Source organism: Sphingobium sp. FW305-3-2-15-F-TSA7, from assembly GCF_058787155.1.
On the sequence record NZ_JBYSZM010000035.1, the window covers coordinates 72,245 to 83,298 of the forward strand.

The 11,054-nt window shown below is 63.7% G+C and carries 8 protein-coding genes and 1 riboswitch; of the genes, 7 read left to right on the forward strand and 1 reads right to left on the reverse strand.

Annotated features, from left to right (window positions below):
* Positions 1-2: 2 nt before the first annotated feature.
* Positions 3-1,934 carry a polysaccharide biosynthesis protein gene (locus tag AC3WN8_RS23930; protein WP_492672007.1) on the reverse strand — a complete coding sequence of 644 codons (1,932 nt, stop codon included), beginning with the start codon at positions 1,932-1,934 and terminating at the stop codon, positions 3-5.
* A 279-nt stretch (positions 1,935-2,213) separates the two neighbouring features.
* Positions 2,214-2,409: riboswitch (cobalamin riboswitch) on the forward strand.
* An 81-nt stretch (positions 2,410-2,490) separates the two neighbouring features.
* Here AC3WN8_RS23930 and AC3WN8_RS23935 point away from each other — a divergent pair.
* From AC3WN8_RS23935 to hmgA, 7 genes are all read left to right on the forward strand, one after another.
* Complete coding sequence (locus AC3WN8_RS23935) at positions 2,491-4,395, forward strand: TonB-dependent receptor plug domain-containing protein (RefSeq protein WP_492672008.1); 1,905 nt, start codon at positions 2,491-2,493, stop codon at positions 4,393-4,395.
* Positions 4,392-5,234, forward strand: a complete 843-nt coding sequence (locus AC3WN8_RS23940) for an ABC transporter substrate-binding protein (RefSeq protein WP_492672009.1) — start codon at positions 4,392-4,394, stop codon at positions 5,232-5,234. The genes AC3WN8_RS23935 and AC3WN8_RS23940 overlap by 4 nt, the downstream gene beginning before the upstream one ends.
* A complete protein-coding gene (locus AC3WN8_RS23945) occupies positions 5,234-6,211 on the forward strand; it encodes a FecCD family ABC transporter permease (protein ID WP_492672010.1) in 978 nt (325 codons plus the stop codon). Before AC3WN8_RS23940 ends, AC3WN8_RS23945 begins: the two co-directional genes overlap by 1 nt.
* Positions 6,202-6,990 carry an ABC transporter ATP-binding protein gene (locus tag AC3WN8_RS23950; protein ID WP_492672011.1) on the forward strand — a complete coding sequence of 263 codons (789 nt, stop codon included), beginning with the start codon at positions 6,202-6,204 and terminating at the stop codon, positions 6,988-6,990. Before AC3WN8_RS23945 ends, AC3WN8_RS23950 begins: the two co-directional genes overlap by 10 nt.
* 60 nt (positions 6,991-7,050) lie before the next feature.
* Positions 7,051-8,277 (forward strand): NAD(P)/FAD-dependent oxidoreductase, encoded by a 1,227-nt coding sequence (locus AC3WN8_RS23955; protein ID WP_492672012.1) that lies wholly within the window; start codon positions 7,051-7,053, stop codon positions 8,275-8,277.
* A gap of 268 nt (positions 8,278-8,545) precedes the next feature.
* The gene (gene hppD / locus AC3WN8_RS23960) at positions 8,546-9,631 is read left to right on the forward strand and encodes a 4-hydroxyphenylpyruvate dioxygenase (RefSeq protein WP_492672013.1); all 1,086 of its coding nucleotides are present in this window, start codon (positions 8,546-8,548) and stop codon (positions 9,629-9,631) included.
* Positions 9,632-9,692: 61 nt separating this feature from the next.
* Positions 9,693-10,976: a homogentisate 1,2-dioxygenase gene (gene hmgA / locus AC3WN8_RS23965; RefSeq protein ID WP_492672014.1), complete on the forward strand. Its 1,284-nt coding sequence runs from the start codon at positions 9,693-9,695 to the stop codon at positions 10,974-10,976.
* Positions 10,977-11,054: the final 78 nt, after the last annotated feature.

Sequence of the window (11,054 nt, forward strand, 5' to 3'; positions counted from 1 at the left end):
GATCATTTTCGAGTCCTCGTGCCTGGTCCATCCTCTCCCCCCTCCGGCGCGCCCACGTGGCTTTCGATATACTCCGGCACGAGTTCCTTGAGCATGCGCAGCGTCGCATCGCCATCCTGACGTTTGAGTGCTTCGCGGAGCGCCTTCAACCGCGCATCCAGCTCAGACCAGGGCACGAAGCTCTCATTCGCCTTCATGATCAACGGGTGAGTCGTAGAGACCGTATCACCCGCGATAAGCAGTTCTTCATACAGCTTTTCACCGGGCCGCAAGCCGATCTCGAGAATGTCGATCTCCCCATCAGGATTGCTCGCATCACGAACCGAAAGGCCTGAAAATGCTATCATCTTCCGTGCCAGATCCATGATGCGAACAGGGTCGCCCATATCAAGCAGGAAGACCTCTCCACCTTCGGCCATCGCGCCTGCCTGTATAACAAGTTGAGCTGCTTCGGGTATCAGCATGAAATAGCGCGTCATATCCGCATGGGTGATGGTAAGCGGCCCACCTTCGCGAATCTGATTTCGAAACAGCGGCACAACCGAGCCGCTCGATCCCAGGACATTGCCGAAACGCACCATTGAGAAGCGCGTCGCGCCATCTTCCGCCGCCAATGCCTGGAGGACCTGCTCAGCCAGACGCTTCGTCATGCCCATGATGCTTGTGGGACGGACAGCCTTGTCGGTGGAGATCAGCACGAAATTCGCCACCATGTGCCTGCGTGCCGCCAGCGCCATGCAATAGGTACCGAAAATATTGTTCCGGACGCCTTCGACAGGATTATACTCGACCAACGGCACATGCTTATAGGCCGCGGCATGGAAGACGGTGAGGGGCCGCCACTCACCGAGAATGGATTCGACCCTCGCTTCATCCTCGACCGACCCGAGAAGCGGCACGAGATTGGTCTTCTGTCCGCTTTTGGCCAATGCGGACGCCAATTCCTGATGAACGGAATAAAGCGAATACTCACTCTGCTCGAACAGAAGGAGATGCGCGGGGTCGGAAGCGATGATCTGCCGGCAGAGCTCGCTGCCGATCGAACCACCCGCTCCCGTCACCATGACGGTCTCGCCGCGAATATTCCGGACAAGCAATCGAGGATCAGGAACGACGCGGCCGCGCCCAAGCAGATCCTCAATATCGACATCGTGCAAATCGGAAACGTGAACACGCCCGTGAACCAGATCGATCATCCCCGGCAAAGTCTGGATCTTGACCGGTAAGCTCGTTAGCGATTCGATGATCTCATTGCGCCGGCGTCGGGACGCGGACGGCATTGCAAGCAGGATATGAGAAATGCCAAGCCGCGCCACGTCCGCCGCGACGGATTCCCTTGAAAAGACGGGTCGTCCGTCGACGGTCTGCCCCACAAGATTGGAACTGTCGTCGATATATCCGCGCAGTTCCATCTGCCCTCCCTGACGCAAAGCCGAGGCAAGCTGCCGGCCGGCGGAACCAGCTCCGTAAATCAACACATTCGGTTTGGCCGCCGGTGCCGATCCGTTCTCGGACAGGCGGAACAATTGCACGGTGAGTGCACGGGAGCCAATGACGAGCAGGAACAATATGACCGGCTGGAGCAGGCCGATGGTCCGCGGCACGCCGGGGATTCCATATAGTGTAAACAACCCCGCATAAGGGATCGCAAAAAGAACGATGCCACGCCCAATGGTGAGTATGGAGAGCGGACCGACGTGCCGAAAAACGGCGCGATAAATATGAATGCCCCAGAATATGGGCACACATAGGAAGATCGACATTCCGGTCGCGAGGAGCAGTGGTCTCGTAACCTCCGGTATGAATCCGAGCCGGAGATACAGCGCGATCACCATCGCCACGACGCAGCATGTCATGTCCGTCAGAATGACAAGAGCTTTCTTCACCGGGCGCGGCAACTCGGCCAAGAAGCTCAGAGGGAAGCGTTTGAACATGGCGTTCTCCACTCCCATCCAACTTTCAGCGACATGTCGGGACAGCAACAGATCTGCCAATTTTTCAGTATCTGAATATACACAACGGCACGATCAATCGAACAAACATCTCATTTTTCGGCATATTTTCTCGGACAACAGCAAATTATCAGTCGGTAGGCGATCAGAATTGCAGCGGTTGACGCTAGCAATGTTCATCGGTCTCGTCCACCGGCGCAAGACCGCAACGCCACCATTGCACAGACAAGAAAGGGTTGGCGTTCGACGTGCCGCACGGTTATGCGCCCGCTCATGACGGGTTCCCGGCGACGGGATCAAAAGGGAACGGGGTGCGGCTATGGCCGAAGCCTCGGCAGCCCCCGCTACTGTAACCGGCGAGCCATCGTGCCACATGCCACTGGAGCAATCCGGGAAGGCGGCACGAACAAGGCGTTGACCCGGGAGCCAGGAGACCTGCCCGTCATCGTCGTTCTTCCACACGGGCGGGGTGCACCGGGCGGGCGAGGTCTTCCTCGTTTGGCGACATCGTGACGTCGTTGAACGAAGGGACATATCCGTGAAGACCATATCGACTCTCGCCATCATTCTCGCCACCGCGTCTCCTGCGCTGGCCAATGATGCCTCCGCCGACGCCAGCGCCGACATCGTCATCACCGCGATCGGCGCCGCGCAGGATGCCGACGAGACCGGCCAGGCCGTCACCGTCATCGACCGCGCCGCGATCGAGCGCAGCCAGGCAGTGATCGCGACCGATCTGCTGATGCGCACGCCCGGCGTTTCGGTGACGCGTACCGGCGGCCCCGGTTCGGTGACGGCGGTGCGCATCCGCGGCGCCGAGGACGGCCAGACGCTCGTCCTGATCGACGGGGTGCGCGTCGGCGATCCGTCGGCGCCGTCGGGCGCCTATGATTTCGGCAATCTGATGATCGGCAACATCGACCGGATCGAAGTCGTGCGCGGCCCCAATTCGGTGCCCTGGGGCAGCCAGGCGCTGGGCGGCGTGGTCAACATCCTGACGGCACGCCCGAGCGAAGGGTTCCAGGCCCGTGCCCGCGCCGAATACGGATCCTATGACAGCGCCAACGCCACTGCCCTGATCTCGGGCAGCAGCGGCGCCTTTTCCGGCTCGATCGGCGGCAACTGGTTTCGCACCGACGGCGTGTCGCAATTTGCCGGCGGCACCGAGCGTGACGGCTATCGACAGTATAGCGCCAATGCCCGGCTCGGCATCGCGCTCGGCGAGAATTTCGACGTCGATCTGCGTGGCAGCTTCGCCGACAGCCGCACCGATCTCGACGGTTTCGCGCCTCCGACCTACGCCTTTGGCGATACCAACGAATATTCGACCGCGCAGGAGATCTACGGCTATGCCGGGATCAACGCCCGCCTGTTCGACGGACGGCTGAAGAACCGCCTCGCCTTCACCATCGCCGACATCGATCGCGACAATTTCAATCCCGATTTCGGCACGACACCGACCTTCCTTGCGCGCGGCCGTACCGAACGCTTCGAATATCAGGGCGATCTGACGTTGTCGGAGATGTTCCGCGCGGTCTTCGGTGCCGAGACCGAGACGTCGAAACTGTTCACCGACGACGGTTTCTCGCCGTCCGCCGCCAAGACCGGGATCGACAGCATCTATGGCCAGATCGTGATCAAGCCGGTCGCTGCGCTGACATTGACCGGTGGCGTCCGTCACGACGATCATGAGCAATTTGGCGGCCACACCACGATCGGCGCCAATGCGGCTCTGAAACTGGGCACCGGCACATTGCTGCGCGCCAATTATGGCGAGGGCTTCAAGGCGCCGACATTGTTCCAGCTCGACGACAGCATCACCGGCTACGGCAATCCGCTGCTCCGCCCCGAACAGGCGAAGAGCTATGATGTCGGCATCGAACAGACATTGCTCGATGGCGCGCTGGTTGCCGGCGTCACCCTGTTCCAGCGCCGTACCCGCAACCAGATCGATTTCATCTCCTGCATCGCGCCGCTCACCGGCATCTGTGCCAATCGCCCCTTCGGTACCTATGACAATATTGCGAAGGCACGCGCCAAGGGCCTGGAATTCCTGCTGGAGATGAAGCCGGTCGAGGCGTTGAATTTCACCGCATCCTACAGCTTCACCGATGCGGAGAACCGCACGCCGGGCGCCAATTTCGGCAATGATCTCGCCCGTCGCCCGCGCCACAGCGTCAGCGTGTCGGCGGATTATACGCCGATGGAGGGGCTCAGCCTGGGTGCGGACATACTGCATGTCGGCGACAGCTTCGACAATGCGGCGAACAGCGTCCGGCTCGATTCCTATGTGCTGACCGGTATCCGCGCCGCCTATACGATCGATGGGCGCTTCACTCTGTACGGTCGCGTCGATAACCTGTTCGACGTGAAATATCAGACCGCCGCACGATATGGGACATTGGGCCGCGCCGCCTATGTCGGCGTCCGGGCGGGATTTTGACAATCTCCGCGCGCTGGTTGCCGATGCTCCTGCCGCTCGCGGGATGCTCGGCCGCCGGCGCGCCGGATGCGCGACACGCACGCATCGTTTCGACCAATCCGTGCGCCGACGCGATCCTGATGGAAATCGCCCCGCATGATCGGATCGCGGCGATCAGCCATTATTCGCGCGATCCGACCTCGAGCTCGATCGATCCGGCGCTGGCCCGCCGTTTCCGCGCCACGGCGGGCACCGCGGAAGAGGTCGTCACCCTGGCGCCCGACCTCGTCATTTTCGGCAGTTTCGAGCCCGCTGCGTCGCGCGGCGCCTATGCTCGCGCCGGCATCCGCACGCTCGCCATCGACGTACCGTCGACACTGGCGGGCGCGCGCGCGCAAGTGATGACGATCGCAAATGCGATCGGCGAGCCGGCCCGCGGCCGCGCACTCGTCGCCCGGATCGACGCCGCCGCGGTCGCCGCGGCCCCACCACCGGGTAGCGTGCCTGTCCCCGCCTTGCTCTGGCATGGCGGCGGGCTGGTCTCGGGCGCGGGCACGCTCGACGATTCGCTGATGCGTCAGGCGGGCTTTCGCAATGCCGCCGCCGATTACGGCCTCAGCTTCACCGGCTATCTGCCGCTGGAACAGGTGGTGGCGAAACCGCCCCGGTTGATGCTCGTCCCCCCCGCCGCACGCGGCACCGATGATGAAAGCCGCATGCGCACGATGCGCGAGCGCGCCCTCGCGCGGATCGGCACCACCATGGAGGCCGACTTCCCCGAGCATCTCTCTTGGTGCGCCGGCCCGGTCGTCATTCCCGCGCTGAAACGGCTTGCCGAAATCCGGCGGGGGATCGGATGATGAGCCGCAATCTTGGCGTCACGCTTCTCCTCGCATTCGCCTGCATCGCAATGTTCGGCCTCTCGCTGATGGCCGGCAAGGTCTGGGTGCCGTTCTCGGCCTGGTTCGGCAACGATACCGGCTGGTGGATCATCCTGGAACTGCGCCTGCCGCGCGCGATCCTCGCGGCCGCGATCGGTGCGGCGCTCGGCCTGTCGGGTGCCGTGCTCCAGGGCTATCTGCGCAATCCGCTCGCCGATCCTACGCTGGTCGGCGTCGCTTCCACCGCAGCATTGGGCGCGGTCGGCGCGATCTTTTTCGGCTTCGCGCTTTCGCCCTTCGCCATCTTCGGCAGCGCGATGGCGGGCGCGGCACTCGCCGTAATGCTGCTCGCCTTTCTGGTCGGCCGATCGGGCAACGCGATCGCCTTCATCCTCGCGGGCATGGTGCTGTCCAGCCTGTCGGGCTCGCTCACCGCCTTTCTGATCTCGATCGCGCCCAATCCCTTCGCCACGTCGGAGATCATCTCGTGGCTGATGGGCGCACTCACCGATCGCAGCTTCGACGATGTGACGATGGCGCTGCCCTTCATCGCCGCTGGCATGGCATTGCTGGTCTTCTCCGCACCCGCGCTCGACCTGCTCAGCCTTGGCGAAGACGCCGCTCGCTCGCTTGGCCTGTCGACGGGACGGCTCCAGGCGATCATCGTCGCCGGGCTCGGCCTGGCGGTCGGCGCCTGCGTCGCCGTCTCCGGCGTCGTCGGCTTTGTCGGGCTGATCGTTCCGCATCTCGTCCGCCCGCTGGTCGGGCAGAAACCCTCGGCGCTGCTGCTGCCGTCGGCGCTTGGCGGCGCGGCGCTGTTGCTCGCCGCCGACAGCCTCGTCCGGCTTTCGCCCGGCGCCGGCGAGATCCGGCTCGGTATCGCGATGGCGCTGATCGGCACGCCTTTCTTCTTTGCGCTTCTTATCGACATGCGTCGGCGGTCGGCATGGCTCTGACCGCCGAAGCGCTCTCGCTCAGCCTCGGCCGTCGCCGCGTGCTCGACGATATCGGCCTGTCGCTGCGACCCGGCCGCATCACCGCGCTGCTCGGCCCCAATGGCGCAGGCAAGACCAGCCTGCTGCGCTGCCTGGCGGGCCTGGTGCGCCCCGATGCCGGCACGCCCGCGATCGACGGTACGCCGATCGCGGCACTTCCCTTGCGCGAACGCGCGCGCCGCATCGGCTATCTGCCTCAATCCGCGGAACTGGCCTGGAGCCTGACGGCGCAGGAAGTCGTCGCGCTCGGCCGCCATCCCTGGCGCTCCCCCTTTTCCGCGCCGTCCGAGGCTGACGCAATCGCGATCGCGGCCGCCATGGCGGCCACCGATACCGAGCGCTTCGCCCACCGGCCGACGGCCCAGCTTTCGGGCGGCGAACGCGCCCGCGTGTTATTGGCGCGCGTGCTGGCCGGCACACCCGAATGGCTACTCGCCGACGAACCGCTCGCCAGTCTCGACCCGGCGCACCAGATCGACATATTGGATCGTTTCCGCGCCGCTGCCGATCGCGGTTGTGGTGTGGTCCTCGTCCTGCACGATCTCAACCATGCCGCGCGCATCGCCGACGATGTCGCGCTGCTCAGCGGTGGTCGGCTGGTCGCGCACGGCCCGGCCATCGACACGCTTACCCCGGCGGCCATTGCCGAGATATTCGATCTCTCGGTCGAGATATTGCCGGCAGCCAGGGGCTATCCGATGCAGATCGTCACTTGCGGTCGGCGCGCATCCCCCCAATAGGTGCTCGAAATTTACGTTACGGAGCGCTAGAGGCTCACGATCTTTCAAGCGGGGGTGCCCATGTCGTCTTATGATGTCCTGATTGTCGGAGCTGGCCATGGTGGCGCGCAGGCGGCAGTGGTCCTTCGTCAACAGGGTTTCGAAGGCAGCATCGCCGTGGTCGGGGACGAACCCGAAATCCCCTATGAGCGCCCGCCCCTGTCCAAGGAATATTTCTCGGGCGAGAAGAGCTTCGAACGCATCCTGATCCGTCCCGCGAGCTTCTGGGTCGATCGCAATGTCGAGATGCTGACCGGCCGGCGCGTGACCGAGGTCGATCCGGCGGGCAAGACAGTCACCATCGCCGGCGGCGACACGATCGGTTACGGCACGCTGATCTGGGCGACGGGCGGAACGCCCCGGATGTTGCCATGTGACGGCGCCGACCTGGCCGGGGTCCATGTCGTGCGCACGCGCGCCGATGCCGATGCGATGATGGCGGCCCTCGATTCAATCACCGACGTGGTCGTCGTCGGCGGCGGCTATATCGGCCTCGAAGCCGCAGCCGTGCTGAGCAAGTTCGGCAAGACCGTCACGGTTCTGGAAGCGCTGCCGCGCGTGCTCGCGCGCGTCGCCGGGGAACCCCTGTCGCGCTTCTACGAAAGCGAGCACCGTGCGCACGGCGTCGATGTACGGCTGGAAGCCAGGCTCGACGGTTTCCAGGGCGAAGGCGGCAAGGTGACGGGCGTTCGCATGGCGGACGGCGAAGTGATCCCGGCGCAAATGGTGATCGTCGGCATCGGTATCATCCCCGCGGTCGGTCCACTGATCGCCGCCGGCGCCAATGGCGGCAACGGCGTGGACGTCGATCAGTTCTGCCGGACCTCGCTGCCCGACATCTATGCGATCGGCGACTGCGCCGCGCACGAGAACGGCTTTTGCCGCGGCCAGCGCATCCGGCTCGAATCGGTGCAGAACGCCAATGATCAGGCCGCGACGGTGGCCAAGGCGATCATGGGCGATGCCCAGCCCTATCACGCGGTGCCGTGGTTCTGGTCCAACCAGTACGACCTGCGCCTGCAGACCGTCGGGCTCTCGACCGATCATGACGACATCGTCGTCCGCGGCGACCCCGCCGCCCGCTCCTTCTCGGTCGTCTATCTGAAGGGCGACAAGGTGATCGCGCTCGACTGCGTCAATGCGACCAAGGATTATGTCCAGGGCCGCAAATTCGTGCTCGAGGGCCTTTCGCCGACGCGCGAGCAGCTCGCCGATGCAGGCACGCCGCTCAAGGAACTGCTGGTTTAGGGCCCGCCCACAAAAATCCGACGTCATCGCGAGGAGTATCGCGACGAAGCGATCCAGGGATGCATCAATCACTGGATTGCCGCGCTTAGATCCGTAGGATCGAAGTTCATCCTGAGGGCCCGCCCTGGCGGGCAGTTGAAGGGCTCGCAATGGCGGCTGGAATTTGCCGGCCCGGTTTTCTTATCCCCTGCTACTTCACGCTTCCCAGCGCGTTGACTCATGCACTCTGACGATCTAGTATCAAATGAAACTATATTGGAGCGCCCGCATGACCGATCTGTTCGACAATCCGCTTGGTCTCGACGGTTTCGAGTTCATCGAGTTCTGCGCACCGGAAAAGGGCGTTCTGGAACCGGCGTTCGAGGCGATGGGCTTTGCCCGGATCGCGCAGCACCGCTCGAAGGACGTGCATCTCTGGCGCCAGGGTGAGATCAACCTGATCGCCAACTACGAACCGCGTAGTCCGGCCGCCTATTTCGCCGCCGAGCATGGTCCGTCGGCCTGCGGCATGGCATTCCGCGTCAAGGACGCGGCCAAGGCCTATGACGAAGCCGTCGCGCGTGGCGCCGAACCGGTCGAAAGCAAGACCGGGGTGATGGAACTGCGCATCCCCGCGATCCGCGGCATAGGCGGCGCCTTCATCTATCTCGTCGATCGCTACGGCGACAATCTGTCGATCTACGATATCGATTTCGTCTACCTGCCCGGCGTCGACCGCCATCCGGTCGGCGCGGGCTTCAAGCTGGTCGATCACCTGACTCACAATGTCTATGGCGGCCGCATGGCGCATTGGGCGGGCTTTTACGAGCGTGTCTTCAATTTCCGGGAGATCCGCTATTTCGACATCAAGGGTGAATATACCGGCCTCACCAGCCGCGCGATGACCGCGCCCGACGGCAAGATTCGCATTCCGCTGAACGAGGAAGGCAAGGCCGGTGGCGGACAGATCGAGGAATATCTGCGCGAATATAATGGCGAGGGCATCCAGCATATCGCGCTGATCTGCGACGACCTGATCGCGTGCATCGACACGCTCAAGGCCAATGGCGTGCCGCTGATGGATGCACCGCCCGCTACCTATTACGAAATGCTCGAGGATCGCCTGCCCGGCCATGGCGAGCCGACCGCCGAACTGCAGAAGCGCGGCATCCTGCTCGACGGATCGACGGAAAACGACGATCCGCGCCTGCTGCTCCAGATCTTCGCGCAGCCGCAGATCGGCCCCGTCTTCTTCGAATTCATCCAGCGCAAGAAGGACGAAGGTTTCGGCGAGGGCAATTTCACCGCTTTGTTCAAGTCGATCGAAGCCGACCAGGTGAAGCGTGGCGCCGTCGCCGCCAAGGAGGAAGCATAAGGGTTCCCCCTTCCGCTTGCGGGAGGGGTTCGGGCCTGAACGGCAAGGGGCGGAAAGCGCAATGACGAGTTATATTCCAGGCTTCGGCAATCACGTCTCGACCGAGGCCGTTCCCGACGCACTCCCCGAGGGTCGCAATTCGCCGCAGCGCCCGGCATTCGGCCTCTATGCCGAGCAATTGTCGGGCACCGCCTTCACTGCCCCGCGCCATGAGAATCGGCGGAGCTGGCTCTATCGGCTGCGCCCGTCGGCCGAGCACCCCCCCTATCAACGCTATGACGGTGCAGCGCAGTTCGCGCCGGGCACCGACGACGGCCCCCTGCCTCCCAATCGCCTGCGCTGGAATCCGCTGGCGATGCCCGACACGCCGACTGATCTGATCGACGGCATGACCACGATGATGGTCAATCGCGCACCCGCCGAGCTCGAAGGGGTCGCGGTGCATGTCTATCGCGCCAATACCGATATGACGACGCGCGCCTTCGTCGATGCCGATGGCGAATTGCTGTTCATTCCCGAGCATGGCCGGCTGACATTGCTGACCGAACTTGGCCGCATCGATATTGCTTCAGGGCAGATCGCGCTCATTCCACGCGGCGTGCGCTTCCGCGCATTGCTCCCCGATGGCGAAGCGCGGGGCTATGTCGCGGAAAATCACGGCAGCCTGTTCCGCCTGCCCGATCTCGGCCCGATCGGTTCGAACGGCCTTGCCAATCCACGGGATTTCGAGACACCCGTCGCCTGGTTCGAGGATCGCGACGAACCCTTCGAACTGGTCCAGAAATATCTGGGCTCGCTATGGACGACGACGCTCGATCATTCGCCGCTCGACGTCGTCGCCTGGCACGGCAATCTCGCGCCATGGCGCTACGACCTGGCCAAGTTCAACACGATCGGCACGGTCAGCTATGATCATCCTGATCCGTCGATCTTCACCGTGCTCACCTCGCCCAGCGACGTGCCGGGCCGCGCCAATGCCGATTTCGTGATCTTCCCCCCACGCTGGATGGTGGCGGAGAACACGTTCCGCCCGCCCTGGTTCCATCGCAACGTGATGAGCGAATGCATGGGGCTGATCCACGGCGCCTATGATGCAAAGGCCGACGGCTTCGCGCCGGGCGCGATCAGCCTGCACAATCTGATGGCCGGGCACGGTCCCGATGTCGCCTCGTGGCAAGCCGCCAGCAATGCCGAGCTCAAGCCGCACAAGATCGACGGGACGATGGCGTTCATGGTCGAAAGCTGCTGGCCCTATCGGCCGACCATTCACGCGCTCGCCAGCACGGCGCTCCAGGCCGATTACGACACGGTCTGGGGCGGTTTCCCCAAGGCGAAGCTTCCCTGACGACCAGGGCGCCCACGTCGCTGCGCGGGCGCCCAATCAACCCCCCCTTTCCCTCCGCCAACTAATCCTGTCTTTTGC